The sequence below is a fragment of the Pseudorhodobacter antarcticus genome, assembly GCF_900110135.1.
Taxonomy (GTDB): Bacteria; Pseudomonadota; Alphaproteobacteria; order Rhodobacterales; family Rhodobacteraceae; genus Pseudorhodobacter; species Pseudorhodobacter antarcticus.
The window spans coordinates 1-25,805 of the sequence record NZ_FOCO01000044.1 but is presented as its reverse complement, the minus strand read 5'-3'; the positions used below and the strand labels follow the sequence as shown (position 1 = coordinate 25,805).

The 25,805-nt window shown below is 60.1% G+C and carries 27 protein-coding genes, 1 tRNA gene and 1 pseudogene; 16 read left to right on the top strand and 13 right to left on the bottom strand.

Annotation, left to right across the window (positions count from 1 at the left end; genetic code table 11):
* A pseudogene (locus BMY36_RS16030) lies at window positions 1–332 on the bottom strand (IS481 family transposase); the annotation flags it as partial.
* Between the two features lie 485 nt (window positions 333–817).
* Between BMY36_RS16030 and BMY36_RS20010 the strand changes: the two are divergent.
* Entirely contained in the window at window positions 818–1,045 is a 228-nt protein-coding gene (locus tag BMY36_RS20010) for a hypothetical protein (protein ID WP_050520334.1), read from the top strand.
* Between the two features lie 622 nt (window positions 1,046–1,667).
* Here the strand turns inward: BMY36_RS20010 and BMY36_RS16020 are convergent.
* Window positions 1,668–1,757 (bottom strand) — tRNA-Ser (locus BMY36_RS16020).
* Between the two features lie 207 nt (window positions 1,758–1,964).
* On the opposite strand from BMY36_RS16020, the gene BMY36_RS16015 reads away from it, so the two are divergent.
* The 7 genes from BMY36_RS16015 to proB all read left to right on the top strand — a co-directional run bounded on the left by BMY36_RS16015 (window position 1,965) and on the right by proB (window position 8,276).
* Complete coding sequence (locus BMY36_RS16015; protein WP_074818893.1) at window positions 1,965–2,816, top strand: DUF2059 domain-containing protein; 852 nt, start codon at window positions 1,965–1,967, stop codon at window positions 2,814–2,816.
* 240 nt (window positions 2,817–3,056) lie between these two features.
* Window positions 3,057–4,406, top strand: coding sequence for an NADP-specific glutamate dehydrogenase (gdhA, locus tag BMY36_RS16010; protein ID WP_074818888.1), 1,350 nt, complete (start codon window positions 3,057–3,059; stop codon window positions 4,404–4,406).
* Between the two features lie 279 nt (window positions 4,407–4,685).
* Window positions 4,686–5,180 (top strand): 50S ribosomal protein L21, encoded by a 495-nt coding sequence (rplU, locus tag BMY36_RS16005; RefSeq protein WP_050520332.1) that lies wholly within the window; start codon window positions 4,686–4,688, stop codon window positions 5,178–5,180.
* A gap of 6 nt (window positions 5,181–5,186) precedes the next feature.
* Window positions 5,187–5,456 (top strand): 50S ribosomal protein L27, encoded by a 270-nt coding sequence (rpmA, locus tag BMY36_RS16000; RefSeq protein WP_050520331.1) that lies wholly within the window; start codon window positions 5,187–5,189, stop codon window positions 5,454–5,456.
* A 90-nt stretch (window positions 5,457–5,546) separates the two neighbouring features.
* Window positions 5,547–6,077, top strand: a complete 531-nt coding sequence (locus BMY36_RS15995) for a GNAT family N-acetyltransferase (protein WP_050520330.1) — start codon at window positions 5,547–5,549, stop codon at window positions 6,075–6,077.
* 67 nt (window positions 6,078–6,144) lie between these two features.
* Window positions 6,145–7,170 (top strand): GTPase ObgE, encoded by a 1,026-nt coding sequence (obgE, locus tag BMY36_RS15990; protein WP_050520329.1) that lies wholly within the window; start codon window positions 6,145–6,147, stop codon window positions 7,168–7,170.
* An 11-nt stretch (window positions 7,171–7,181) separates the two neighbouring features.
* Complete coding sequence (proB, locus tag BMY36_RS15985) at window positions 7,182–8,276, top strand: glutamate 5-kinase (RefSeq protein ID WP_175469318.1); 1,095 nt, start codon at window positions 7,182–7,184, stop codon at window positions 8,274–8,276.
* Between the two features lie 142 nt (window positions 8,277–8,418).
* Here the strand turns inward: proB and BMY36_RS15980 are convergent, their stop codons facing one another.
* From BMY36_RS15980 to BMY36_RS15965, 4 genes are read right to left on the bottom strand one after another with little or no spacing between them, the layout of a single operon-like run.
* Window positions 8,419–9,066 carry an ABC-type transport auxiliary lipoprotein family protein gene (locus BMY36_RS15980; protein WP_050520327.1) on the bottom strand — a complete coding sequence of 216 codons (648 nt, stop codon included), beginning with the start codon at window positions 9,064–9,066 and terminating at the stop codon, window positions 8,419–8,421.
* A 19-nt stretch (window positions 9,067–9,085) separates the two neighbouring features.
* The gene (locus tag BMY36_RS15975; protein ID WP_050520326.1) at window positions 9,086–10,804 is read right to left on the bottom strand and encodes an MlaD family protein; all 1,719 of its coding nucleotides are present in this window, start codon (window positions 10,802–10,804) and stop codon (window positions 9,086–9,088) included.
* A gap of 3 nt (window positions 10,805–10,807) precedes the next feature.
* A complete protein-coding gene (locus BMY36_RS15970) occupies window positions 10,808–11,623 on the bottom strand; it encodes an ABC transporter ATP-binding protein (protein WP_050520325.1) in 816 nt (271 codons plus the stop codon).
* Window positions 11,620–12,672, bottom strand: a complete 1,053-nt coding sequence (locus BMY36_RS15965; RefSeq protein ID WP_082224884.1) for an MlaE family ABC transporter permease — start codon at window positions 12,670–12,672, stop codon at window positions 11,620–11,622. The genes BMY36_RS15970 and BMY36_RS15965 overlap by 4 nt, the downstream gene beginning before the upstream one ends.
* Window positions 12,673–12,869: 197 nt before the next feature.
* Here BMY36_RS15965 and BMY36_RS15960 point away from each other — a divergent pair, with 197 nt between their 5' ends.
* A complete protein-coding gene (locus BMY36_RS15960; RefSeq protein WP_050520324.1) occupies window positions 12,870–14,132 on the top strand; it encodes a glutamate-5-semialdehyde dehydrogenase in 1,263 nt (420 codons plus the stop codon).
* A gap of 30 nt (window positions 14,133–14,162) precedes the next feature.
* Here BMY36_RS15960 and BMY36_RS15955 read toward each other — a convergent pair whose 3' ends face one another.
* Genes BMY36_RS15955 through BMY36_RS15945 form a run of 3 tightly spaced genes read right to left on the bottom strand, consistent with a single transcriptional unit; the run spans window position 14,163 to window position 15,999 of the window.
* Window positions 14,163–14,453 carry a GNAT family N-acetyltransferase gene (locus tag BMY36_RS15955; protein WP_331458139.1) on the bottom strand — a complete coding sequence of 97 codons (291 nt, stop codon included), beginning with the start codon at window positions 14,451–14,453 and terminating at the stop codon, window positions 14,163–14,165.
* A gap of 9 nt (window positions 14,454–14,462) precedes the next feature.
* Entirely contained in the window at window positions 14,463–15,395 is a 933-nt protein-coding gene (locus BMY36_RS15950) for an ADP-ribosylglycohydrolase family protein (protein WP_050520322.1), read from the bottom strand.
* A gap of 13 nt (window positions 15,396–15,408) precedes the next feature.
* The gene (locus BMY36_RS15945) at window positions 15,409–15,999 is read right to left on the bottom strand and encodes a histidine phosphotransferase family protein (RefSeq protein ID WP_050520321.1); all 591 of its coding nucleotides are present in this window, start codon (window positions 15,997–15,999) and stop codon (window positions 15,409–15,411) included.
* Between the two features lie 32 nt (window positions 16,000–16,031).
* Here BMY36_RS15945 and BMY36_RS15940 point away from each other — a divergent pair, with 32 nt between their 5' ends.
* The 3 genes from BMY36_RS15940 to olsA all read left to right on the top strand — a co-directional run bounded on the left by BMY36_RS15940 (window position 16,032) and on the right by olsA (window position 17,930).
* Entirely contained in the window at window positions 16,032–16,205 is a 174-nt protein-coding gene (locus BMY36_RS15940; RefSeq protein ID WP_074818885.1) for a DUF3553 domain-containing protein, read from the top strand.
* A 124-nt stretch (window positions 16,206–16,329) separates the two neighbouring features.
* Window positions 16,330–17,103 carry an L-ornithine N(alpha)-acyltransferase gene (gene olsB, locus BMY36_RS15935; RefSeq protein ID WP_050520337.1) on the top strand — a complete coding sequence of 258 codons (774 nt, stop codon included), beginning with the start codon at window positions 16,330–16,332 and terminating at the stop codon, window positions 17,101–17,103.
* A 5-nt stretch (window positions 17,104–17,108) separates the two neighbouring features.
* Window positions 17,109–17,930, top strand: a complete 822-nt coding sequence (gene olsA / locus BMY36_RS15930) for a lyso-ornithine lipid O-acyltransferase (protein ID WP_050520336.1) — start codon at window positions 17,109–17,111, stop codon at window positions 17,928–17,930.
* On the opposite strand, the gene BMY36_RS15925 is transcribed toward olsA, so the two are convergent.
* Complete coding sequence (locus BMY36_RS15925) at window positions 17,901–18,521, bottom strand: thiamine phosphate synthase (RefSeq protein ID WP_050520320.1); 621 nt, start codon at window positions 18,519–18,521, stop codon at window positions 17,901–17,903. The two genes, olsA and BMY36_RS15925, sit on opposite strands and share 30 nt — an antisense overlap.
* A gap of 124 nt (window positions 18,522–18,645) precedes the next feature.
* Here BMY36_RS15925 and BMY36_RS15920 point away from each other — a divergent pair, with 124 nt between their 5' ends.
* Window positions 18,646–19,413 (top strand): RNA methyltransferase, encoded by a 768-nt coding sequence (locus BMY36_RS15920; protein WP_050520335.1) that lies wholly within the window; start codon window positions 18,646–18,648, stop codon window positions 19,411–19,413.
* Between the two features lie 153 nt (window positions 19,414–19,566).
* Here BMY36_RS15920 and BMY36_RS15915 read toward each other — a convergent pair whose 3' ends face one another.
* Complete coding sequence (locus BMY36_RS15915; protein WP_050520319.1) at window positions 19,567–20,358, bottom strand: MipA/OmpV family protein; 792 nt, start codon at window positions 20,356–20,358, stop codon at window positions 19,567–19,569.
* 265 nt (window positions 20,359–20,623) lie between these two features.
* Between BMY36_RS15915 and ctaA the strand changes: the two genes are divergently transcribed.
* Window positions 20,624–21,799: a heme A synthase gene (gene ctaA, locus BMY36_RS15910; protein ID WP_050520318.1), complete on the top strand. Its 1,176-nt coding sequence runs from the start codon at window positions 20,624–20,626 to the stop codon at window positions 21,797–21,799.
* Window positions 21,796–23,280, top strand: coding sequence for a carboxypeptidase M32 (locus BMY36_RS15905; RefSeq protein WP_050520317.1), 1,485 nt, complete (start codon window positions 21,796–21,798; stop codon window positions 23,278–23,280). Before ctaA ends, BMY36_RS15905 begins: the two co-directional genes overlap by 4 nt.
* A gap of 3 nt (window positions 23,281–23,283) precedes the next feature.
* Here the strand turns inward: BMY36_RS15905 and BMY36_RS15900 are convergent, their stop codons facing one another.
* Window positions 23,284–24,075: an enoyl-CoA hydratase gene (locus tag BMY36_RS15900; RefSeq protein WP_050520316.1), complete on the bottom strand. Its 792-nt coding sequence runs from the start codon at window positions 24,073–24,075 to the stop codon at window positions 23,284–23,286.
* A gap of 72 nt (window positions 24,076–24,147) precedes the next feature.
* Between BMY36_RS15900 and BMY36_RS15895 the strand changes: the two genes are divergently transcribed.
* Window positions 24,148–24,570: a PaaI family thioesterase gene (locus BMY36_RS15895; RefSeq protein WP_050520315.1), complete on the top strand. Its 423-nt coding sequence runs from the start codon at window positions 24,148–24,150 to the stop codon at window positions 24,568–24,570.
* Here the strand turns inward: BMY36_RS15895 and BMY36_RS15890 are convergent.
* Window positions 24,567–24,896: a bactofilin family protein gene (locus tag BMY36_RS15890; RefSeq protein WP_050520314.1), complete on the bottom strand. Its 330-nt coding sequence runs from the start codon at window positions 24,894–24,896 to the stop codon at window positions 24,567–24,569. The genes BMY36_RS15895 and BMY36_RS15890 overlap by 4 nt on opposite strands.
* Between the last annotated feature and the right edge of the window lie 909 nt (window positions 24,897–25,805).

Sequence of the window (25,805 nt, the reverse complement as noted above, 5' to 3'; positions counted from 1 at the left end):
CAACGCCATGGCGCCGCAGACACCGATCAAGCCCTGAGCGGGAGGTGTCCGGGTTGAGGAATTCCCGCACCACCGCAAGCAAGTCATCGAGCGAGACCAGAAGCGCCCGGCGCAGCGCTACGGCAACCCTCTTGAGCGGGGTTCAGCGTCGTCTGCAGCCGATGCGGCGTGTGGCTGCGATCCGCAACGCTGTCACGCTTGCGCCACTTGTAGATCGTCTGCGGCGTCACACCGAACCGTTCAGCAAGAACCGTCCCCGCATCATCGCTGGCCTGAATAGCAGCCCGGACCTTCGGCGTCGTCGTAGCCTGCTTGTGAAGATGGATCAGCATGGTCGCACCCCGTCTAGAATGTCCCTCAGAACCGATCTTGCCATGAAAAGCGCAGATCGCCGAGGGGAAATGTGATCATCCGGGATGGAACAGCTAGCATCTAACATATATGGATTCGTAGCTAGAGTTCATTACTGATTTATGCAAATCTACCAGCTCTGACTCGGAATTCCCCAAGTAAAATATCATCCTCCAAAAACTGACGCCATTCTGCGCACCAGTCAAGGATTTTGGCTGACATTCCCCAAGTGGCCTGCCGCTTGACGTCAGATTTGCTTTATCTTGCCGCCTGATCAAGAGTTTTATGCCTCTAAGCTTTGCTGCAGCCGTCAGAGCTCCCGAATGTGGGTTGATTGGACCGCAAAGCCGGGCCATCCCTGCCCGGCGGCGCAGTTTTTCAGCGCGGCGAGCGGACCTGTCCTGCCAAATTCGTTTAGTTCGGGTCTGGATCGCGGTCACGCGCATAACGGCGGCACCCGTAATCGGTGGATCGCAGCGAGGATGGCGCGCACCATTGGGCCAGTGACGGCGACCTCGGCGAGTTGGAAGGTGTTGGCGCGGGCGGTGGCGCGCCAACAGACCCCGGCAATGGGGCTTGGGTGCATGGTGACAGGTCGCAAGCGGTGGAGACTGGCAGGCGCAACCTGATGGCGCTGGTGAAGCTGGCACGGGACTGTGCGAACGAATTGCACCAAGCGCGCGCGAGCGACTGACAGCCCGCCCCTTGGGAAAAACTGTATTAGCGAAAGCACTAAACGGGACACATCGGTCCTGAAAGGCATTGCGTTTAGGTTTTCATGCCCCCCCCCCCCCGCTATGCGCGCGCATGAAGGCCAACCCGTTGCACCCGACCCGCTGTTCTACCTACTAGGGGGGCGTGTAGACCTTGGGCCGATTGATCTAAGGACCGATGCCTGCCCCTTCGTTCCGATTGATAGCTGAAAGAAACAGGGGTGGGGGTATCGCATTGTTTGGGCGTCTGTTTCAAAGGACCGGAGTGTGCTGGCGTTTTCCCGTTGCCGCAGATTTACGGGTGGGGGTGGGTTTTTCTTTTCAGGATTGCCGATAGGGACCGGATTGCGCTGCACTTTGCACGTTTCCACAATTCAGAGAATTTGGCCTGACCGGGGGGGCGGTGCATTCTCTGTGGCGTCCAAATAGGGACCGCACGAGATAGTAAAGTTTGTGCGCGGGCAGTTGAAAGGCAAAAAGATGCAAGTGATTCCATGCGATCGAACGCCTTGAACACGGACTTCCAAGCGCTTTTTCTTTGTGGGGTGTGTAGTGGGATAAATTCTAAAAACCACAATTTTATTCAATGAAATCAATGGTGCGTGGCGGAGAGACAGGGATTCGAACCCTGGGAACCCTCACAGGCTCAACGGTTTTCGAGACCGCCCCGTTCGACCACTCCGGCACCTCTCCGCGGCGGGGATCGTCTGCGCCATGTAACTTGCCGGGCTTTGGGTTGCAAGCTTGATTTCAAGCGTTTGAGGGGTGGGTTTTAAATTTCTTGATACGGCTGGATCGCGCTGTTGTGTGGGGGGTGGGTTGGCAAGGCGGGGGGGAAGGTTTATGTCTGGAATGAGCTTATATTTGCGGGAACTTTTCATGCGCCACTCCTCTTTTTTGATGTCTGTTGCTTTTGTGGGTGCCGTTCTTTTTGCCGGGGGTGGGTTCGCCAATCCGGTGCCGCTTTCATTGACGCAGCAACAGGCGGGGCCTTCGGTTTCGGCGCTGATCAAAGTGTTGAAAATCGACGATGTGATCGCCGTGATGCAGCAAGAGGGGCTGAAATACGGGAAGGATATGGAGGCGGAGCTGTTTCCTGAGGCGGGGGGGGCGACCTGGACCCAAGGCGTCGCGCTGATCTATGATGGTGCGACGATGCGGGCGCGGTTTGAGGCGGCCTTTTCCAACCAGTTTGCGGGCGCGGAGGCGGAGCTGCCTGCGATTGAAGGGTTTTTCAAAACCGACCTGGGCCAGCAGATTTTGACGCTGGAGGTGGAGGCGCGGCGGTCCTTGATGGACGAGGCGGTGGAGGACGCGGCCAAAGCGCGGGTTGAGGATATGCGGGCTGAGGAGGCGCCGCGGATGGGAGCGTTGGAGGCGTTTTCCGATGCGAATGATTTGATTGAGATGAATGTGATGGGGGCGATGAATTCGAACCTGGCGTTTTTGCAAGGCATGGGCGAGGTGGGGGCGCTGTCGGAGGATATGACGCAAGAGGACATGCTGGCCGATGTTTGGGGGCAGGAACCGGACATTCGGAACGAGACGGAGGGGTGGATTTTCCCCTATCTGGCGCTGGCTTATGGGCCGCTTTCGGATGCGGATTTCGCGGCCTATTTGGCGTTTTGTGAGACGGCTGCGGGGCAGAAATTGAACGCAGCACTTTTTGGGGCATTTGATGAGGTATTCTCAGCTATCTCTCGGGATTTGGGGCGGGCGGCGGCGCGGCAGATGATGGGTGAGGATATTTAAGGCTGGAGGTTTTGAGGTGCGGTTTGCGGGGTGCATCGCGCGCGATGCAGCGGTTAGGTGTTTGTTTTTTATAGATTTTAATAATGTTGTTTACTGAATATTAAGGTTTGGATTGCGGTCAATCGGGTGCGATGTGCTGCCAATTTTGGACGGGTTGGAAAAGCCCCGCTGCATGCCCTTGCGTTTGCTTAAAATTTAGGCGAACCCTCTTGCATATCACCTGCGAAAGAGCCCCCCCCCGTGAACACCATTGATGAAAAACTGCAACCAATTTTAAGCACCGTCATGCACCGCAACGCGGGCGAGCCGGAATTTCACCAAGCCGCGCGTGAAGTGCTGGAAAGCTTGGGGCGGGTTGTCCAGCGAAATCCCCATTATTCGGACGAGGCGCTGATCGAGCGGATTTGTGAACCGGAGCGCCAGATCATTTTCCGGGTGCCGTGGATTGATGACAACAACAATGTGCAGATCAACCGCGGGTTTCGGGTGCAGTTTAACTCGGCCTTGGGCCCATATAAGGGCGGGATACGGTTTCACCCATCGGTCAATGTGGGGATTATCAAGTTTTTGGGGTTCGAACAGACGTTCAAAAACGCGCTGACGGGGATGCCAATTGGCGGTGGTAAGGGCGGTTCAGACTTTGACCCCAAGGGCAAATCGGACCGCGAAGTGATGCGGTTTTGCCAGTCGTTCATGATAGAATTGAATCGCCATATTGGCCACGACGTTGATGTGCCCGCAGGCGATATTGGCGTGGGTGCGCGCGAAATCGGGTATATGTTTGGCATGTACAAACGCCTGAACAACCGGTTTGATGCGGGTGTTTTGACGGGCAAGGGCCTGTCCTATGGCGGATCGCGCGCGCGCAAAGAGGCGACCGGGTACGGGACGGCGTTTTTTGTACGGTCCATGCTGGCGCAAAAGGGCACGGATTTTGAAGGCAAGCGCGTTGTCGTGTCCGGGTCGGGCAACGTGGCGATTTACGCGATGGAAAAGGTGCTGTCGTTCGGGGGCAAAATTGTCGCCTGTTCGGATTCGGGCGGGTATATTCTGGACGAAAAGGGTGTCGATCTGGATTTGGTTAAGCAAATCAAAGAGGTGCGGCGCGGGCGTATTTCTGAATATGTGGCGTTGCGCGGCAATGGCGCGACATATGTAAAGGACGGCAGCATTTGGGATGTGCCCTGCGACATCGCGCTGCCCTGTGCGACGCAAAACGAATTGGGCAAGGACCATGCCAAAAAGCTGGTGGAAAACGGCGTGATCGCGGTGGCCGAAGGGGCGAATATGCCCTGCACGCCCGAAGCGGTGCATTTGTTTCAAAAGGCAGGCATTTTGTTTGCGCCCGGCAAGGCGGCGAACGCGGGCGGGGTTGCGACCTCGGCGTTGGAGATGCAGCAAAACGCCAGCCGCGACAGCTGGAGCTTTGCGAAAACCGAAGGGCGTTTGGAGGAGATCATGATTGGAATTCATGATTCCTGTTTCCAGACGGCGGAAGAATATGGGGCGCCGGGCGATTACGTTTTGGGGGCGAATATTGCCGGATTTGTGCGCGTTGCGGATGCAATGCGGGCGATGGGGGTGATTTGACGGGGTGGTTTTGGGCGGGCGGTGGGTTGCACCCACCCTACGCCTTTTGATCGCGGTTAACCCTTGCTTCATCATTGGGGATTAAACCTGATCGGGAAGCGTGCTTCGCTGATTGACTCTGCAGGGTTGATCACGGATAAGACGCTATCGCGGGCAGGTGTTTCACTTGACCGGGATATTATATTGTCACGCCCCACTGGGGGCGCGCCGTTCGAGGTAGCTGCAAACGCCGGGTTAAGCCGGGGCCAGAGAGCGCGGAGAAATGAAGAGGAAAGACTGATGTTCGCGGTCCTTAAGACAGGCGGCAAGCAATACAAGGTTCAGGCCGGGGATATCCTGCGCGTGGAGAAATTGGATTGCGTGGCTGGTGATAAGATCCAGTTCAATGAGATTTTGATGGTTGGCGGCGAGACGCTGACCGTTGGCGTGCCCTTGGTGGCAGGCGCTGCCGTTCAGGCCGAAGTGATCGAGCAGATCAAAGGCCCGAAGGTCATCCACTATGTAAAGCGTCGCCGGAAACATTCGAGCCAGCGCACCAAAGGCCACCGCCAGCACTTGACGTTGTTGCGCGTGACCGATGTGATGGCATCTGGCGGTGATAAGTCGGACGTCAAAGCTGCGACCGGCACTGCCGATGCGCGCCGCGCGGCCCATAACAACGCGGCGGCCCCTGCGGCTGCTGCCCCTGCCAAGGCAAAAGCTGCGGCAAAGCCAGTTGCGGCCAAGGCCGCGGTGAAACCAAAGGCAGCCAAAGCTGCCGCGACCGAGGAGTAATCCCCCATGGCACATAAAAAAGCTGGTGGTTCATCCCGCAACGGTCGTGATTCGGCCGGCCGTCGTTTGGGCGTGAAGTTATTTGGGGGCCAAGCGGCCATTCCGGGCAACATCATCATGCGTCAGCGCGGCACCCAGATGTTCCCGGGTACGGGCGTTGGGATGGGGGTGGATCACACCATCTATGCCGTTCTTGAAGGCAAGGTGACGTTTAAGAAAGGCCTGAAGGGCCGCATGTTTATTTCGGTTGTCCCGGTTGCCGAGGCTGCTGAATAAGTCGAACCGTTACGCATGTAACAAGGGGATCGGCTGAAAGGCCGGTCCTTTTGGCGTTTAGGGGTATGCTTTCGGAAGGAGGGATTGCAGATGTTGCAGGTTTTGGACGTGATTGAGGCGGCGCGGTTTATGCTGAGGCCGGTGCGCGTGTCGGATGCGGGGCTGATTGCGATGTATTCGGGGGATGCCCGCGTGGCGGAGGCGACGAGTTCGATCCCGCATCCGTTGCCGCCCGGTGCGACGGAGGCGTTTATTGCGCGGGCCATGGGGGCATCTGGCGTAGCGGAGCGGGTTTGGGTGATGGACGGGTTGGCCGTGGGTTTGCCGGAGGTTTTGGGGGTGATATCCCTAAAGCAAATGGACCGGGACCAATCCGAGATCGGCTATTGGGTGGCGCCGGCGTTTTGGAACACCGGCTATGCGTCCGAGGCGGTGGAGGCGTTGATGGCGGCCAACCCGCTGGGCAATAAGGCGATTTTTGCGCAGGTGTTTCAGGACAATCCGGGGTCGGCGCGGGTGTTGACGAATTGTGGGTTCAGCTATTTGGGCGATGCGGAAAGTTTTAGTGTGGCGCGCAATGCGCGGGTGCAAACTTGGACCTATTTGCGCAAGATGGGGTGAGGCCTTGAGGAAAGGCCGCCACTGCTGTAGCTGCATGTTTTGATTTAACCCCCGGAAAGCCTGTCCCATGAAATTCCTTGATCTGTGCAAAGTTTACATCCGCTCTGGTGGCGGTGGGTCGGGGTGTGTGTCGTTCCGTCGTGAGAAGTTTATCGAATTTGGCGGGCCGGATGGCGGCGATGGTGGTAAGGGCGGCACGGTTTGGGCCGAGGCTGTCGATGGCTTGAACACGCTGATCGACTTTCGGTATCAGCAGCATTTCTTTGCCAAATCTGGGCAGCCCGGGATGGGCAGCCAGCGCACGGGCAAGACGGGCGACGATATTATCTTGAAAGTGCCGGTGGGCACTGAGATTTTGGACGAGGATGAGGAAACGATTCTGGCCGATTTGACCACTGTGGGGCAGCGCGTGATGCTGGCCAAGGGGGGCAATGGCGGCTGGGGGAATTTGCAGTTCAAATCATCGACCAACCGCGCACCGGCGCGGGCCAATGCGGGGCAAGAGGGGGTGGAGCGCACGATTTGGCTGCGCTTGAAGCTGATCGCGGATGCGGGGTTGCTGGGGTTGCCGAACGCGGGGAAATCGACGTTTTTGGCGTCTGTTTCCAATGCGCGGCCGAAAATTGCGGATTATCCGTTTACCACTTTGGTGCCCAACCTTGGGGTTGTGGGGATTGATGGGCATGAATTTGTCATGGCCGATATTCCCGGGCTGATTGAGGGCGCATCGGAAGGCGCGGGCCTTGGGATGCAGTTTTTGGCGCATGTGGAGCGCTGTTCGGTGTTGCTGCATTTGGTCGACGGCACATCGGAGACGGTGGCGCAGGATTACCAGACGATTATCACCGAGCTGGAAGCCTATGCTGAGGCGTTGGGGGATAAGCCACGGATTACCGCGCTGACCAAGATTGATGCGTTGGATGAGGAAACGCTGGAAGCGCGCTTTGCCGAGTTGGCGAGTGTTGTGGACGGGGAAGTGTTTAAGATTTCGGGCGTGTCGAACCAAGGCTTGCCGGATGTTTTGCGCCGTTTGTACCAGCAGATTTTGGATGGGCGCGTTGTTGTGACGGATGAAGCGCCTTGGACACCGTAAAAGCGCCGGATATTCGCGCGGCCAAGCGGCTGGTGATTAAAATCGGGTCGGCGTTGTTGGTGGACCGGGTTTCGGGGTTGCGGCATGACTGGCTGGCGGCATTGGCGCTGGACGTGGCGGAGGCGAAAGCGCGCGGGACGGATGTGGTGATCGTATCATCAGGGTCGATCGCGTTGGGGCGCACGGTTTTGGGGTTGCCCCATGCCGAATTGGCGTTGGAACAATCACAGGCAGCGGCGGCGGTGGGGCAAATCCGGCTGGCCCGCGCTTATGAAGAAGTGCTGGCCCCGCATGGGATTGTGACGGGCCAAGTGCTGGTGACGCTGGAAGATACCCAAGATCGGCGGCGGTATTTGAATTCTCGGGCGACCATGGAAACCCTGCTGGGGTTGGGCGTGGTGCCGATTGTGAATGAAAATGACACGGTGGCCACCGATGAAATTCGGTATGGCGACAACGACCGATTGGCGGCGCAAATTGCGGTGACGGTGGGCGCAGACCAGTTGATTTTGCTGTCGGATGTGGATGGGTTTTATTCCGCCAATCCGAAAGAGGACGCGAGCGCCGTGCGGTTTGACGTGGTGGAAAAGATCACGCCCGCGCTGGAAGCCATGGCAGGCGACCCTATTTCGGGCTTGTCCAAAGGCGGGATGAAAACCAAAGTTATGGCCGCGAAAACCGCTGTTGCGGGCGGTTGTGCCATGGCGATTATGGAGGGGTCGGTGTTGCGGCCTTTGCAAGCGCTGGCGCATGGCGCGGCGCGCACGTGGTTCGTATCCCAAGCGGACCCGCAATTGGCGCGCAAACGCTGGATTAATGCGATGAAGCCGCGCGGCGAAGTGCATGTGGATGCAGGCGCGGTTGCGGCCTTGCGGCTTGGCAAGTCGTTGTTGCCTGCGGGGGTTTCGGGGGTTTCGGGGGCCTTTGGGCGCGGCGACCCGGTGGCGATTGTGGGCCCCGGTGGTGCTGTGTTGGGCAAAGGGTTGGTGCGATACACGGCGGTGGAAGCGCGCGCGATTGCTGGGCATAAATCGAGTGAAATTGCGCAGATTTTGGGATCGGTTGGGCGGGCGGCGTTGATCCACCGCGACGACATGGTTTTGTGAAATTTGAGAGGTGAGGGGGCGCTGCCCCCCACCGCAAATTACGCAGCAATTTGCGGCCCCCCGGGATATTTTTGAACAGAAAAAGGGGGGCGCGGTTTTTTTGGGCCGTGTTTGGGTAGCCTGCGTTTTGGGTGGCCTTGGTTTAGCGTTTGATGCTGATTTTGGCGGCGTCCAATACCCATATTGTCAGATCGGCAAGCATCGCTTGGTTGGCGGTGTTGAAGCCTTCGACCAGCGCCAACGCCTGCGTGGAGGGGACGGGGGTGGTTTGGGTGAAGCTGCGCGATGCGATCACGCTGGCATCCTCTTCGCGGACCAGACGTGCGGTGAGGCGCAGGCGGATGGTGGCGGTTTGGCCGTCTGCCGCTGCTTCGGCCTGAAAATCGGTGAGTTCGGTGAGCAGGGCATAATCGCCCATCGAGCCCAAGGGGCGGCGGCCGACATAGCGGAAGGCGTTAGCATCTTCAAAGCTGCGGACCATCAGGGTTTGCAGCATTGTTGGCGTTTCTTCGGCCCATTTGCCATCGGGGAGGTAGGCGGCCTGCAAAGGGTGCGGGCGGATCAGGATGCGGTCGGTGGTGAGCGCGCCGGGGGCGGTGGGCAGTTCCACGACCAGTTGGCGCGATGAGGTGGTGCGGGCTTGGACCGGGGTGGCGGGCGCGTTGAGATCATAGTCGGACAAGGGCGTTGCGGCCCCGCTGAGCGCGGAGAGGGCGGAGCAACCGGGCAGGAGGGCTGCGGTTGCGAGCGCGAGCAGGAGGGTGGTTTTTTGGGTGGTTGCGCGGGTCATGGGCAGGACCTCTTTCAAATTAACGGTTGAACACGGGGGTGTTGCCCCCAAGGAAAAAGCGCGCGGGATCGCGTCGGATTTGTTTGGTGAGTTGATCGAGGTTGTTGATCAATTCACGCGTTTCGCGGGCCAGCCGGGTGAATTGCGGCAAAGCGGCGTTGGTGAAATCGCGGATGGGCGGATCGGCGGCGGCGACTGTGCGCGCGACTTGTTCAAACGTTTCGCGCGCGGCGTCGGAGGCGGCGGTGACATCGGCGGTGACCTGCGGGATTGCGGCGGAGACGCCTGCGATCGCTTCATCAAGCCCTTGGATGGTGCGGCGCAGGTCGGTGGTGATGGCGCTGATATCTTCGTTGATCACGCGGTCCGCGCCGTCAAAGGTTTTTTCGGCAGCGATCAGGGTGCGTTCGCCCACTGCGAGGGCGGAGTTGATCGCGGTGAGGGTGGTGTTGGCGCGTGTGAAGCTGTCGGTGACGGAGGCAAGGGCGGTGGCGGCGGTGTCCATCACCCCGTCGGCCTTGGCGGTGGCAGAGGTGAGGGAAGCGCCGACATCGGTCATGACTTGGTTGGCGGTGGCGGTGGCGGCGCGGATATCGGCGACCATCGCGGGCAAATCATTTTGGGCGGCGGCGGCGATGGGGGCGAGGGCTGCGCGCGCCTCGGCCACCATTTCGGCGCCGTCTTTGGTCACCAGATCATCAAAGCTGATGGAGGCTTTGTCCATTGATTCCAAGGTGATATCGAGTTGCACCAGCATGTCGTCGGTGGCTTTGATCGTCGCCTCGGCTTGGTTGAGGCGGGCGGTGGCGGTTTCGCCGGTTTTTTGGAATTCGGCCAGCATGGTGCGGGCTTGGTCGCCCAGCGTGCTGATTTGCGCGCGGGTTTCGGTAAGGCCCTCGGTCAGATTTGTGGCGATGCGCGCGAGGTCGGTGGTGATGTAGGTTTCGGCGGTGGTCATGGTTTGGGTGGTTTGTTCCAGCGTTTTGGTGCCGGTTTCCATGGTGGTTTGGGTTTCTTTTGCCAAATCTGTGATCGCGATCAGGGTTTGATCGGCGGTTTGGAACAGTTGTTCGGCCTGTGTGGTGACATCTTCAAGCATGACGTTGAAGTTGGAGATTTCGATGGCAAAGCCGGAGATAGCGCCCGCGACGACAGTGAAGTCATCGAGCGATTGTGCGAACCCTTCGGAGGCGCGTTCGACGTTGGCGAGGATGTTGTCGATGCGGCCGACGTTTTCGTTGGTGATCAGGCTGCTGATTTCGCGGACCAAGGCGAGGACCTCTTCGACTACGGCGGGGGCGTCTTCGGACAGGGTTTGCAGCATGGAGCGGCCGGGGGTGATTTGGGGGATTTCGAGGTCGGAGGTGTCGCGCAGCATGGCCTCGCCCGCCTCACCTGGGGAAATGCCGACGAAAGAGACGCCGGTGACGCCTTGGCTTTCGATGGTGGCGACGGAACCGGTGCGCACCGGGGTGTCTTGGGCCACTTCGAGGCGCACGAGGATGGAGCCATCATTGTCGGGCGAGAGGCGTACCTCGACCACTTGGCCGACGGGCAGGCCTGCAAAGCGCACATCGGAGGCGCGGGCGAGGCCGGAGACGGAGGTGAATTTCACATCATAATACGCGAATTGTCTGTCGAGTTCGACGCGGGCAAACCAAAGGGTGAAGGCGAGCATGCCGATGAAGCCCAGAATGGTGAACAGCCCGATCAGGACGTAATTTGCGCGTGTTTCCATGGGTCAGTCGCCTTTATTGTCGGGATTGGTCTTGGTCTTGGTCGGGATTGCGTCCATCGCGGCGCGGGCGCGGGGGCCGTGGAAATATTCATGCACCCAAGGGTGATCGACCTGCATCATTTCGGCCATCGTGCCTGTCACCAACACCTTTTTTTCGGCCAGCACGGCGATGCGGTCGCAGATCGCGTGCAAGGTATCAAGGTCATGGGTAACGATGAACACCGTGAGGCCCATCGTATCGGAAAGTTGGCGGGTCAGCGTGTCAAATTCGGCGGCGCCGATGGGGTCGAGGCCCGCGGTCGGTTCATCAAGGAACACGATTTCGGGGTCGAGTGCCAGCGCGCGTGCAAGGCCTGCGCGTTTGCGCATACCGCCTGACAGTTCGGACGGGAATTTATCGCCCGCAAGATAGGGCAGGCCCGACAGCGAGATTTTGAGGTCGGCCATTTGGCGGCGCAGTTCGGGGTCGAGGCCGGGGACGGAGCGCATCGGCACCTCGACGTTTTCGCGCACGTTGAGGGAGGAGAACAAAGCGCCGTCTTGGAACATGACACCCCAGCGGCGTTCAAGTGCTTGGCGCTGATCTTCGGTTGCGGTGCGCACGTTGGTGCCCAGCACCTCAATCTCGCCCGCCGTGGGGGTTTGCAGACCCGCGATGGAGCGCAAAAGCACGGATTTGCCCGTACCGGAACCGCCGACCACGCCCAAGATTTCACCGCGATAGACATCAAGATCGAGGCCGTCATGGACGACATGGCTGCCAAATTGGTTGCGGATGCCGCACAGGCGGATCACCGGGTCTTTGGTATTGGTGGTCATACGCCCACCTGTGCAAAAAAGATGGAAAAAATCGCATCGGTTACGATCACCGCAAAAATGGCAGTGACGACCGAGGAGGAGGTTTTTTGCCCCAAACTTTCGGCATTGCTGCCGACTTGCATGCCTGCGTGGCAGCCGACGATGCCGATGATCAGGGCGAAAAACGGGGCCTTTATCATGCCGACCAGCAAGTGCCAGACCCCGGTGTTTTCCACCAGACGGCTTTGGAACATGCCGGGCGAAATGCCAAGTTCGACCCAAGACATCAAAGCGCCACCGATCAGGCCCGAGAGGTTGGCGATGAGGCCCAAGATGGGCAGCATGATAAGAAGCGACAGGATGCGCGGCACAAACAGCGCGGTGGCGGGGTCGATGCCAAGGGTGCGCATGGCGTCAATTTCCTCGCGCATTTTCATCGAGCCGATGGCGGCGGTGAAGGCGGATGCGGTGCGCCCTGCCACGATGATCGCGGTGAGCAGGATGCCAAGTTCGCGCAGGATGGAGACAGCGATAAGATCGACGACAAACACCTCCGCCCCGAATTGGCGCAGCTGGCTGGCCCCTTGGAACGCCAAAACGATGCCGATGAGAAAGGACATGAGGGCGACGATGGGCACCGCCTTTACCCCGACTTCTTGGCAGTGATGCACAAGGGCTGTGAGGCGAAATTCGCTGGGGTGGCGGATGGAGCGCACCAAGCGGTCGAGAAACAGGCCGAAATAGCCCAAAAGTTCAAGCATAAAGTGGCCCGCGCCCGCCATCGTGCGGCCCACGGATTCGAGCTGGTCCGACAGGGTTTTGGGTTTTTGCGCGGCGCGGTCGGGTTTTGGCAAGGCGCGGCGCACGGTGTTGAGGAGCGCCTGCGTATCGGGGGTGAGGCCAGTTATGGTGACGGGCCCGGATTTTTCGGCCTGCGCGAGAGCGTAGGCGGCGCTGGTATCCAGCCGCGTGACGTTTGCGGTGTCGATCGTCGTGGGGCCGTTGGCCGCCGCAGCGGTCAGGGTTTTGGAGAGTGTTGTGAGGGCGGCCAGTGAAAACGCGCCCTGCATGGTGACATGCGTGGTTCCGTTATCTGTGCTGGTTTGCACCTGAAAAATTGGCGAATCTGTCGTCAAATTGAGGGTATGCCTTTTGATTAGCCCCTTGCCTAACATGAGGGGGCGGGGGGGGCTATTCACTTTTGCCCTACGATTGCAACAGGGGGGGATTGAGGGTAATTCTGACGCATAATTGCAGGGGGTGGGGCATGGATACGGTGGATGCGGGCCAGTTGATGGCGCAGATGGGCGCGCGGGCGCGGGCGGCGGCGGCGGAATTGGCCTGCACCAGTGGGGACGCCAAGCGGGCGGCGTTGATGGGGGCGGCGGAGGCGGTTTGGGCGGCGCGCGCGGGGATAATTGCCGCCAATGGGGTGGATATGGAGTTCGCGCGGGCCAAGGGATTGTCGGGCGCGATGCAGGACCGGTTGATGCTGGACGAAGCGCGGATTGCCGGCATTGTGCGCAGTTTGCGCGAGATTGCCGCGCAGGACGACCCGGTGGGCGTGGTGATGGCCGAATGGGACCGCCCGACGGGGTTGCACATTCAGCGCGTGCGCACGCCGTTGGGGGTGGTTGGCGTGATTTATGAAAGCCGCCCGAATGTGACGGCGGATGCAGGCGCTTTGTGCCTGAAGGCCGGGAATGCGGTGATTTTGCGCGGCGGGTCGGAGAGTTTTCAGTCATCCGTAGCGATCCATGCTTGCATGGTGGTGGGTTTGGAGGGGGCGGGGTTGCCGGCCGCAGCCGTGCAGTTGGTGCCGACGCGCGACCGCGAAATGGTGGGCGAAATGCTGCGGGCGGCGGCGTATATTGACGTGATTGTGCCGCGTGGGGGCAAGGGGTTGGTGGGGTTGGTGCAGCGCGAGGCGCGGGTGCCGGTGTTTGCACATCTGGAGGGGATTTGCCACGTGTACGCCGATGGCGATGCGGATTTGGCCAAAGCGCGGCGCGTGGTTTTGAATGCGAAAACGCGGCGCACAGGGGTGTGCGGGTCGGCGGAGTGTTTGTTGATTGATAGGGCGTTTTGGGCGCGGCATGGCGCGGTTTTGGTGCAAGATTTGCTGGATGCGGGGGTGGAGGTGCGGGGCTGCCGCGAAGTGGCCGTTGTGCCCGGCGTTGTGCCTGCCAGCCCCGATGATTTTGGGCATGAGTTTTTGGGTATGATTATCGCCGCCAAGGTGGTGGACGGCGTGGACGGGGCGATTGCGCATATTCGGGAATTTGGGTCCAACCATACCGAGGCGATCTTGACCGAGAACGATGCGGTTGCGGCGCGGTTTTTCCAGCGGTTGGACAGTGCGATTTTGATGCGCAACGCGTCGACCCAGTTTGCCGATGGGGGTGAGTTTGGGATGGGCGGCGAGATTGGGATTGCGACCGGCAAGATGCATGCGCGGGGGCCAGTGGGGGCGGAGCAGTTGACGAGTTTTAAGTATTTGGTCACGGGCGATGGGACGTGCCGGGCGTGAGTTGCTTTTGCCAAAGCGCGCGCGGGGTTGTTACAGGCTGCGTTCGAAATAGACGATGAAATGGTCCATTTGCGGGGTGAGGGCGTGGTAGGGGCTGCATTCCTGAAACCCAAGGGATTGGTAGAGGTTGATCGCGCCGGTGAGGTGGCGGGCGGTGTCGAGGCGGATTGTGTGGAAGTTTTGCGCGCGGGCGTGGTCGATTAGGGCAAGGCTGAGGCTGAGGGTGCGGGCGAGGCCGTTGCCACGCGCGCTTGGTGTGACGTAGAGGCGTTGGATTTCGGCGATGCTGGGTTCAAATGTGCGCAGCATGGCGCAGGCGATTGGCGGATTTCAGGCATTTCGGGCAAGGGTTTGGCAGGCGTGGTTTAGCGCCGTGTGATGGTTGGTTTTGGTGATCCATGCGGCGGGGATACCGTTTTCGCTTGTGCCGTGGGCCGCGGCCATAACCGCGCCGATGATGATCGCGCGGCCACAACTGTCGCCGCCTGCGAGGATATTGGCGTTGATCGCATCGGTGTAATTGGTGGTGTTTGCCAGAATGTGGAAGGCCAGCGGCAGGGCCATTGGCAAGTGGCACGCGCGGCCTGTGGTTTCGGCGTAGTCGGTGGAATTTTGGGTGTTTTGTAGGGCGGCGGTGAGGGCGGTGTGCAGCGCGCCCGTGGTGGTGGCGGCGGCTGCGTGCAGGGCGGTTTGGACGGGTTCGCCGTTCAGCACGCGGGCCAGCAGATCGGCAAAGGCGAGGGCGTGGCGGGTGGCGGTGTCGTTCACATTGGTCATTTGCACAGCGGCTTGCGCGGTTGACGCGGGCGCGCCCATGACGACCAAGGCGGGCAAGGCGGCGATGGCGGGGAGTTGATCATCGTCGATGCCTGACGGGTCGGTCTGACCTGATGCGATATTTTGCAGCGTGCCACGGGTGACGCGGTCGATATAACCGACATAAGCGCCGCCGGGGCCGAAATGGGCGGCGTAAGCCTTTTGATATTCGGGCAGGTTGAAGCCGTGTTGATCATTGATGCTGTGGATCGCGGTCGCCAACACCTCGCCATATTGCGACAGGTCGCCGTTTTGGCGGGCGGCGTGGGCGTAGTAGGCGGGCACACCGTCGAAATGCGCGGGGTTCAGCGGCACGAAGGCGGGGCCGCCATTGGTTGTTGCCACCGACGCGATGCGGGCGGGATCATAGAGCCAATGCAGGCCTAAAGTGGCGGCATCGGCGACGAATGCCCCCATGAGGCAGGCGGCAGCGTTTGGGTGGGTCATGGCAGCGCCTTTGTCAAAAATGCAGCGAAACGCTGGTTTGGGTGATTTCAGTGATCAGGCGGCGTTTTTGCACCGCGATTTCGGCGGCGAACAAGGCGAAATGCACTTGGGCCGGGGCAATGTCGGGGTTGGGGGCGGACAAGCTGTCCCAGACCAAATCGTCGATGCGCAGACGGTCTGCAGTGGCTGCGACCAGCCATTTGCCTTCTTCCAGCGTAATTGTGATGCGGCCGCCATAGGCGAGGGCGGATTCGCAGCAAAGTATGGCGAGAAAGGCGAGCTTTGCGTCACCGCGTGGAATGTCGGAGGGGGGTTGCCAGTCGATGGTCAAGCGGCCGCCTGCGCTGTTGTCGGCCAGCACCTTGGCCAGTTCATTGCGCGACAGGCGCTGTTCGCCCCCCGACAGGCCAAAGGCGATGCGGAAAAACCGGATGCGGGCGTTGGCGGCGGCCACACTTTCCGTGATCAGTTGCAATTCGGGTGAGGGGGTACCGCCTTTCATCATCATCAATTCCACCCCATTGCCGATCGCGCCAATCGGGCTGATAAGGTCGTGGCAAATCCGAGAGCCAAGGAGGGCGGCAAGATCTATCTTGTTGGTCATGGGCGCGGGCCTTTTTTAGGGGAGGGGGTAGGATGAATTCAGCGTTGGAGCCGGGGATGATGGTGCGCCACCCACAAGCGCCGGACTGGGGTTTGGGGCAAGTGCAATCGCGGATTGGCGACCGGGTGACAGTGAATTTTGAACATCAAGGCAAGGTGGTGATTGATGGGCAAAGGGTGGAGTTAGAGGTGGTTTGGGACGTTTGAGGCGCAGGTTAGGCCGGGGGGGGGCGCGATTTCAACTGGTGATTGATTTTTCTGCGCAGGGCGCGCGGTTGCAATGCGGCTGGCCGCATCTTAGGTAGGCGCTGTGGATTTGGAGGCGGTACGAATGGATCAGGGCGACCGCCATTTCACGGTCAGGCTGGCGCAAAACGCGCGGGATTTGGCTGCGGCCCAGCGGTTGCGATACGCCGTGTTTGTGGAGGAATTGGGGGCCAATGGGCCGCTGGTGGACCACGCCGCGCGGCTGGAATGTGACGGGTTTGACGCGGTTTTTGACCATCTGCTGTTGATTGACACGCGGCGGGATGCGGACAGTTTGGAAGATGTGGTGGGTGTGTACCGCCTGCTGCCGGGCGCGCGGTTGGATGCGGGCGCGCAGTTTTATTCGGAAGGGGAGTTTGATTTGACCCCCCTGCGCGCGTCCGGCAAGGCGCTGTTGGAATTGGGGCGGTCGTGTGTGCATCCCGATTACCGGGGCGGCAGTGCGATGTTTCATTTGTGGAACGCGCTGGGCGATTATGTGTTGCGCCATGGGATTGAGGTGATGTTTGGTGCCGCGAGTTTTGCGGGCACCGATGTGGCAGCACTGGCGCAGCCGTTGGGGTTTTTGCACCAGTGCCATTTGGCCCCTGAGGGGTTGCGGGCGCGGGCGATTGGGCCGCATGCGCAATTGGCGGAGGTGTTGCCCGCGGCGGTGGACAAGCGCGCGGCATTGGTGGCGACACCTGCGTTGATCAAAGCGTATTTGCGGTTGGGCGGGTTTGTGGGCGAAGGCGTGTTTGTGGACCATGCGTTCAACACCACGGATGTGTTGGTGGTGATGGACACGGGCGCGATGTCGGCGCGGCACAAGCGGTATTATGAGCGACGTTATGGATGATTGGCATGGATGATTGGCGGGGTGACAAGCCTGCGTTGGGACCGATTGGCGGGTTGGGCTGGCTGCGGGTTTTGCTGCGGATTGTGCCTTTTGCCACTGTGACCTATGGCGGGTTGGTGTTGCTGCTTGCGTGCCGAGTGGTGGAGGTGCCGTTTGCGCCGCGCCGCCCGGTGACGCCGTATATCACCCAAGCCGTCTGCCGTTTGGCGTTGATGATTATGGGCCTGCGCGTGCAAGTGGTGGGGCGGCCGATGCGGGTTGCGGGGGCTGTGGTGGCCAACCATGCGTCTTGGCTGGATATTTTTGTGCTGAATGCCTGCGACCGGGTGTATTTTGTGTCGAAAGCGGAGGTGGCGCGGTGGCCGGGGATTGGCTGGTTGGCGCGGGCCACGGGGACAGTGTTTATCGCGCGCGATCCGGCCCAAGCGCGGGTGCAGCAAGCCGCATTTGAAGCGCGGTTGCGGGCGGGGCATCGGTTGTTGTTTTTCCCCGAAGGGACCAGCACCGACAGTTTGCGGGTGTTGCCGTTCAAATCCACGCTGTTTGCCGCGTTTTTCACCCATGGGATGGAGGCGGTGATGCATATTCAGCCGGTTTCCGTGCGGTATTTTGCGCCCAAAGGGGCGGATGCGCGGTTTTATGGTTGGTGGGGCGATATGGATTTTGCGCCGCATTTGCTGCGGATTTTGGCATCGGCGCGGCGTGGGCGCGTGGTGGTGACGTTTCACGCGCCGTTGGCGGTGGATGCATTTGCAGGCCGCAAGGATTTGGCTGCGGCCTGCGAAATGTCTGTGCGGTCAGCCCAAGGGGGCGAGCAGGGCCTTTAGGGCGGCGCTGGCATCGTCGGCGGCCCAAATTTCATCGCTGACGGCGAAAAAGTCGGTGACGGGGGCGAATTTTTCGACGAGGGCGGTGGTGAGCGCACCTTCGGCGACAACTGGCACCTCGATCATTGCGGACCACCATTCGAAGAGTTCATGGTCGACCGATGTGCCATCGCCAAGGTTGGTTTGGCCGACGGGGCCAAAGGAGACGTAATCGGCACCCGCCTCGGCTGCGTTCATGCCGTCGTGGCGGGTGATACCGCAATAGGCGCCGATGATCGCGTCCGCGCCCATGTCATCGCGCAGTTTGCGGATGTTTTTGCGGGTGTCTGTCAGGTGAACGCCGTCAAGGCCGTGGCGATCGGCCAGCAGCACATGGTTTTCCACAACAATCGCCACATCGCGGGCATGGGCGATTTCGCGCAAAGCATCGGCGGCGCGGGCCAGCGCGTCTTCGTCCTTGGCGGCGAGGGTGAGGCGGAGGCAAGCGATGTCATGCGCATCCAGCACCGATTTTAAGCGGTCGGCAAAAGGGGCAAGGTCGAACGCGGGGGGGGTGATGAGGTAGATTTGTGGGCGGTCAGCGTCGGCCATAAGATGCTCCTGAAACTTTGGGGTAGTTTAGCGCAGAAAAGGGCGCTTGGCCATTGGGGATGGGTCGGCTTGTGATTGCGGGGCGTGGCGGGTAATTGGGGGCAAAGATTTTGGGGGTTTGGTGATGGAAGATGTGGGTTTGGTGAGCGTGCCGGTTGCCGATCAGGTGCCGCCAGTGTTTGTTTTGGTGCGCCCGCAGATGGGCGAAAACATTGGCGGGGCGGCGCGCGCGATGTTGAATTTCGGGTTGGAGCGGTTGCGGGTGGTGGACCCGCGCGATGGCTGGCCCAGCCCAAAGGCGGTGGCGGTGGCATCTGGGGCCGGGCGGTTGCTGGAAACGGCGGGGCCCTATGCGGATGTGCAGGCCGCGATTGGGGATTGCGATTATGTGTTTGCGACCACCGCGCGGGGGCGGGAGTTGACCAAGCCCGTGATGACGCCCGAGGCCGCGATGGCGCGCGCGCGGGCGCTGGTGGCGGCGGGCAAGAAAGTGGGTGTGATGTTTGGGCCCGAACGCGCGGGGTTGGAGAATGATGATTTGGTGTTGGCCAATACGATTGTCACCGTGCCGGTGAACCCCGATTTCCCCAGCTTGAACATTGCGCAATGCGTGTTGTTGATGGGGTATGAGTGGCGGCGGCAGACTGCGGATGTGGCAGGCGAGGTGATGGGATTTAACCGCACCGAATTTGCGAGCCGGGTTGAGGTGGAAAAGCTGGGCGATCACTTTGAGGAAAAGCTGGAGGGGGTTGGGTTTTTCTTTCCTGCCGCCAAAGTGCCGGGAATGAAGCAGAGTTTGCGCAATATGTGGGCGCGTTTGGGGCTGACCAAGGCCGAAGTGGCAACGTTTCACGGGATGTTGCGGCAGTTGGCGCGGGGGATTGTGAAGTAGACGCGAAGTGGTGCGGGGCGGGTGATGGACGCTCCGCGGGGGATATTTAAGAACAGAAAAACAGGGGGCGCGTTTTTTTGGGGATGAGGGGGGATGTGAAAAGGGGGCTGCGATGAAACGCAGCCCCCTTTTTTGATTGGTTTGGTTTTTGGTTTAGAAGCTGAAGCGGCGCGAGACGCCCAAGCGCAAGCTGACGTTGCTGTCTTTGCCCTGCTGAACAATAGGTGAATTTTTCGCATCGTTTTGGTATTGTTCGTAGCGGATTGCGCCGTCGAGGGCCCAGACATCGTTCAATTCATAAGTTGCGCCCACGTCGAAGGACGTCGAGAGGATGCCGCCTTTGGCCGTATAGCTTGGCGTGCCGAAATAAGTGTTGGCGTAATCGCTGTCGGCAAAGAACACGCGGGGGCCTGCGCGCAGGGTCAGCGCGTCATTGGGGCGGGCGACCATGTTTACCGCAGCTTCGCCAACCCAGGATTCATGGCCGATCACGCCGTAGCGGGCGGCGACGAACGCCTCAAAGTTTTGATGAGTGTAGCCGATGCCTGCGCCCAGTTCAAAAGCCGCTTTGACATCGGGCAGGCCGGTGAGTTCGGGGTAATCAACGGCCGAGCGTTTGGCGATGAAGTTCAGCGACGCGAAAGGTGCAAAGCCGAGTTTCACCGCGTAAGGATCTGGGTCGCCGAGGGAGTAGCCGCCGGGCAAGCGCAGATAATCAAGGCTGAAGCCCAGATCGGGGCCTGCGACAGTTTTCTTGGACCCGAAATAAGCCGGGCCTGCGGCCACGCCACCGCGCAGGGTGAACATCAAGCCGGGGGTGCGCGCTGCAGGGGTGGGGTAGGACACGGCGCTGTCGGCGGCGGTGTTATCTAGGCTGCCTGCGCTGGCTGTCATGGGGGCTGCGAGGGCAGCTGCGACGATAAGAAGGGCGGCGGCGATTTTCATACTGGGTCCGTTTCTGGAGGTACTGTTATGATTTGGGCAAAAATACCCCAAGATGTGGCAAATGCACAGGGACTTGGCCCTATGGGTGGGTTTACGGGGCTGGTGCGTTGTGGAAATGTCGCAGATTTGGGGGGATTTGCGCGGTTTGCCCCTGCGGCAGGCGCGCGCAGGGGGTGCAGCTGGGACTTGAAGCGGGGGAGGCTGCGGCCTAGTATCTACGCTGTAATGTGACCCCCGCATGGGGTGCGGACAAAGTGAGAATACCATGACCACAAAGCGCAGTATTTTTGAAGATGTTGGTGCGGGGGCCGCGCCAAGTGGGGCGGCGGGCGGCGCGGCTGGGATGATTGCGCGGCGGGATTTGGGCGCGCGTTGGGGCATCCGGTTGTGGTTGATGATGCTGTTTGCGCTGGTCGTGGTGATGATTGCGGTGGGCGGTTTGACGCGGTTGACCGACAGCGGATTGTCGATCACCGAATGGCGGCCTGTCACGGGCGCTATGCCGCCGATGAGTGCCGAGGCATGGGCATCGGAGTTCGATAAATACCGTGCCATTCCGGAATATCAGTTGCAAAACAAAGGGATGAGCTTGGCCGAGTTCAAGGTCATCTATTGGTGGGAATGGGGCCACAGGCAGTTGGGCCGGGTGATTGGGATGGTGTGGGCCGTGGGGTTTGCCGGATTTTTGATCGCGCGCAAGGTGCCTGCGGGCTGGAACGGGCGGTTGGTGTTGATTGGCGCGCTGGGCGGTTTGCAGGGCGCGATTGGCTGGTGGATGGTGTCATCGGGCTTGGGCGGCGACCGGGTGGATGTGGCATCGTACCGTTTGGCCACCCATTTGGGGTTGGCGTTTATTATCCTTGGGTTGATCGCGTGGTATGTGTTTTTGCTGGGGCGGTCGGAGGCTTCGTTGTTGCAGGCGCGGCGTGTGCGCGAGGGGCGGCTGTTTGGCATGACCACCGGGTTGATGCATTTTGCGTTTTTGCAGATTATTTTGGGTGCGCTGGTGGCGGGGATTGATGCGGGGCGCGCCTATCCCACTTGGCCCGATATGAATGGGCAGTTTTTCCCGGCGGATGCGTTTTATGTACCCGATGGGGCGGGGGGCAGTTTGCCCGTGTGGCATGCGTTTTTTGAGAACCCCGGTTTGGTGCAGTTTATGCACCGGATGAGCGGGTATGCCCTGTTTGCCTTTGCCATTGTGGTGTGGTTGCGGGGGCGCAAGTCGGCGCATCGCGCGACCAAGCGGGCCTATCATTGGGTTATGGGGATGATGAGCGTGCAGGTGGTTTTGGGCATTGCGGCGGTGCTGACGGCGGCGCAGGTGCATACGGCGATTGCGCACCAAATTGGCGCGGTGATTTTGTGGGTTTTGATTATTCGGGCGCGGCATTTGGCGCAGTTTCCCCGCATGGGGTCCATTCGGGAAGGCACAGCATGAACATTCGCACCACGGCTTATGATGATTTGATGGCGTTTCAGCGCCAGACCGAGGCGTTGGGCCAAGTCGCCGGGCGATTGGATTGGGACCGTGAAACCACAATGCCACGCGGGGCTGCGGCGCAGCGCGCCGAGGAGTGTGGCGCGATGGAGGCGGTTTTGCACGCGCGGCGCACGGACACGCGGTTGGGCGATTGGCTGGAGGAGGCTGCGCCGGGCGACGACGTGGGGCGGGCCAATGTGCGGCTGATCAAGCGCAGTTTTGTGCGCAATTCCAAAATTCCGGCGCGGTTGGCGGAGGAGTTGGCGCGGGTGACGTCAGCCTCGCAAGGGGTGTGGGCGGAGGCGCGGGCGACAAATGATGTGGCGGCGTTTTTGCCCAGCCTGAAGCAAGTGATTGATTTGCGGCGCGAAGAAGCGGCCTGTTTGGCGCAGGGCGGCGATTTGTATGATGCGCTGATTGCGGATTATGAACCCGGCGCGACTGCTGCCAGTTTGGGCGATATGTTTGACCGGATGCGGCCCCGGCTGGTTGCGTTACGCGGTGCTGTGTTGGATGCAGACTATCAGCCAGAGGCGATGGAGGGGCGGTTTGACGCGGAGGGCCAGATGAAGGTCGCGCGGGAGTTGGCCACGGCGTTTGGGTATGATTGGGACCGGGGGCGTTTGGATTTTTCGGTGCATCCGTTTTCATCTGGATCGGGGTCTGATGCGCGGATTACGACTAGGGTTGTGGAAAGTGACCCATTCAACTGTTTCTATTCCACCGTGCATGAGGTGGGCCATGCTTGTTATGAGCTGGGGATTGATCCGAGTTATGCGCTGACGCCGTTGGGGGCGGGTGTTTCAATGGGCGTGCATGAAAGCCAAAGCCGGATTTATGAGAATCAGTTGGGGCGCAGCCGGGCGTTTACGGGTTGGTTGATGGGGCGGATGCGCGCGCAGTTTACCGATTTCATCGCCAAGGATGCGGACGCGTTTTACGGCACCGTGAACAAAGTGCGGGCGGGGTATATTCGGACCGAGGCGGATGAGGTGCAGTATAACCTGCATGTGATGCTGCGGTTTGATTTGGAACGCGCGCTGGTGTCGGGGGATTTGCTGGTCGGTGATCTGGAGGCGGCGTGGAATGACCGCTTTAAGGCCGATTTTGGCTTTGGGGTGGATAAGCCATCAAACGGGATGTTGCAGGATGTGCATTGGTCGGTGGGCTTGTTTGGGTATTTCCCGACCTATTCGCTGGGCAACCTCTATGCGGGCTGTTTGAACCAAGCGATGCGTGCGGCGGTGCCGGGGTTGGATAAGGCGCTGGCGGCGGGCGACACGTCGGGGGCCACGGGGTGGCTGCGCGAGAATGTGCAGACGCATGGCGGGCTTCATACGCCCGTGGAGGTGATCACGCGCGCTTGCGGGTTTGCGCCGCATGAAGGGCCGTTGTTGGATTACCTTGAGGAGAAATTCCGCGGGATTTACAAGCTGTGACGGTTAGCGGTGCCAATCTGGGTGCCGCTTTTCGATAAAGGCGGTGATGCCTTCGTCGGTGTCGCGTTGCAGCATGTTTTCCACCATGACCGCGCTCGTGTGGGCGTAAGCATCGGCCAGTGACATGCCGGATTGATCGTAAAACGCCTTTTTGCCGATGCGCACGGCGCTGCCCAGTTTGGTGGCGATGGTTTGGGCGAGGTGCATTGTGACATCATCCAAAGTTTCGGGCGTTGCGGTGCGGTTGATCAGGCCGATGTCATAGGCGCGGGCGGTGTCGATGAATTCGCCGGTGATCAGCATTTCAAACGCGTGTTTTGGCGCGACGTTGCGGGTCAGCGCCACCATGGGCGTGGAACAGAACAGACCGATGTTGACACCATTGACGCCAAAACGCGTGCCCGTGGCGGCGACGGCCAGATCGCAGGTGGCGAGCAGCTGGCACCCGGCGGCGGTTGCGATGCCGTGGGCCTGGGCGATGACGGGCTGGGGCAGGGTGGTGATGGACATCATCACATCGGCGCAGCGTGCGAAAAGATCGGCGAAATAGGCGGCCCCTTTGTCTGCGCTTGCGCGGCCTGCCTGCATTTCCTTGAGGTCGTGGCCAGCGCAAAACACTTTGCCAGCGCCGCGCAGGATGACCACGCGGGTGGTGGTGTCGGTTTGCAGGGCAGTTAGCTGTACGTTCAACGCGGCCAGCATCGCATCGGACAGCGCATTCAGGCTGCCGGGCGCGTTGAGGGTAAGGCGGGCGATGTTGCCGGGCAAATCCTCTCGGATTAGAATCTCGGTCATGGTTTGCCCTTTTCTTTTGTTGGAGTGTTAGGGCAGTTTAGCGCGTGCGACACAGAGGGAAAGAGAAAGCTGATGGCGATTGTGATGGATGTGCACGCGCTGACCGGGTTTTTGGCGGCGGAGTTTGCGCAGGTGGCAAAGGATTTCACGGTGCTGGCGGTGACGGAGGCGTTGTTGGAGGTGCGGCTTAACGTGGGTACGCAGCATTTGCGGCCCGGTGGCACAGTGTCGGGGCCGTCGATGTTTGGGTTGGCGGATGTGGCGATGTATTTGGCGATACTGTCGCGCATTGGCCCGGTGGCATTGGCGGTGACCACGAATTGCAGCATTGATTTCATGCGCAAGCCTGCGGCGGGGCGGGCGTTGATTGCCCAAGCGCGGGTGTTGAAGCTGGGGCGCGTGCTGGCGGTGGGGGATGTGTTGCTGTTTTCGGAAGGGCAGACAGCGCCTGTGGCGCGGGCGGGGCTGACCTATGCCATCCCGCCCAAAACTTAGGCCTTTTTGATTTTAAACGAGCCTTCGACCTGCGCGCCGCTTTCGATGGAAAGGGTGGTGTAGACCACTTCAGCGGTCACCTGGGCCGCTGAGCGCAGGGTAAGGGTACCGCTGTCGACTTTGCCATTCATGCTGCCGCGCATATCCACCGTTTTTGCAGCGATCGTTCCTTTGACATTGCCTTCGTGGCTGACAATCACACTGTCGGCGGTGATGGAGCCGTCAATTTCGCCCATCACCTCTATGCTGCCCTTGGAGACAATGTCGCCTGTGATTTTCAGATCGGAGGCGAGCACGGACTTTCCGGCGGGGCTGGAGTTGGACATATGGCAATTCCTTTTAAACCCGGTCACGCCGGAATATCGTGTTGTCGTGATAGAGGACGAAGGGCGCGCGGTGGTCAAGCCTCCTGTGCAAGCGGGGGGCGGTTTTATGCCGGAAGGTGGCCTGCGAGGCGCGCTTGGGCGACAGGGCAAGCACCGGCCTTGTGGCTTTGCGCGGTGATGGGCGGCGCGGCAGTCGTCATAGAGTATTGTATAGAGAGGCGAGGTGAAGCGGCGGGCCCTAGGAGGGAGGGGCGATAAGAGATGCCTGCGAGGGCGATGAGCGTTTGGGCCGGATGAGGTGTTGCTGGTCTGTAAGGCGCGGGCCCTTGGGGTGGGCATTAGAAGCGGTGGCTAGAACGAAGGATCGGACGGATGGTTGGCGCGGGGCAAATCACCTTTGGGGGCTGACGGGGGCTTTGGTGCAGCGGGATTCGGAGTGGTTGTGGGGAATCAGGCGGGAGAAAAGGGAAGGATTCGGGTGCGGATTCGGCCAAACCTGACGATCTGGTCAAGTTTCCCTAGGGGCAGTTTGGGCAATGCAGCGCGCCGCACTGGAATTTTTCCCAACAAACATTGACCTTAAAAAGAAAATGTCATTTTTCTGTCTTTTTCCACTTGCGGGTGTTTGTCGTTGGACCTAGAAGCTGCCTTACCGAAACGAAGACGGTTGGAAACGATCGGAAGCGGCGGCGGCGGGGATCTGGAAGGGTTCGGGAATTTTGGAGATACGGCGGTTGTTACGCTAAGAGATTAGCGTGGCGGTTGTTTTTGTCTTCGTGCTCTTTGACATTGATATTATCTGAAGAGATATGTGGGCGGTTTGGACGTTTCGATGGACGTACCGACGCATATCGGCCTTGTAGGGAAGTTGACGCAAGTTAATGGACCGATGATCAAGGTGACAAGCTT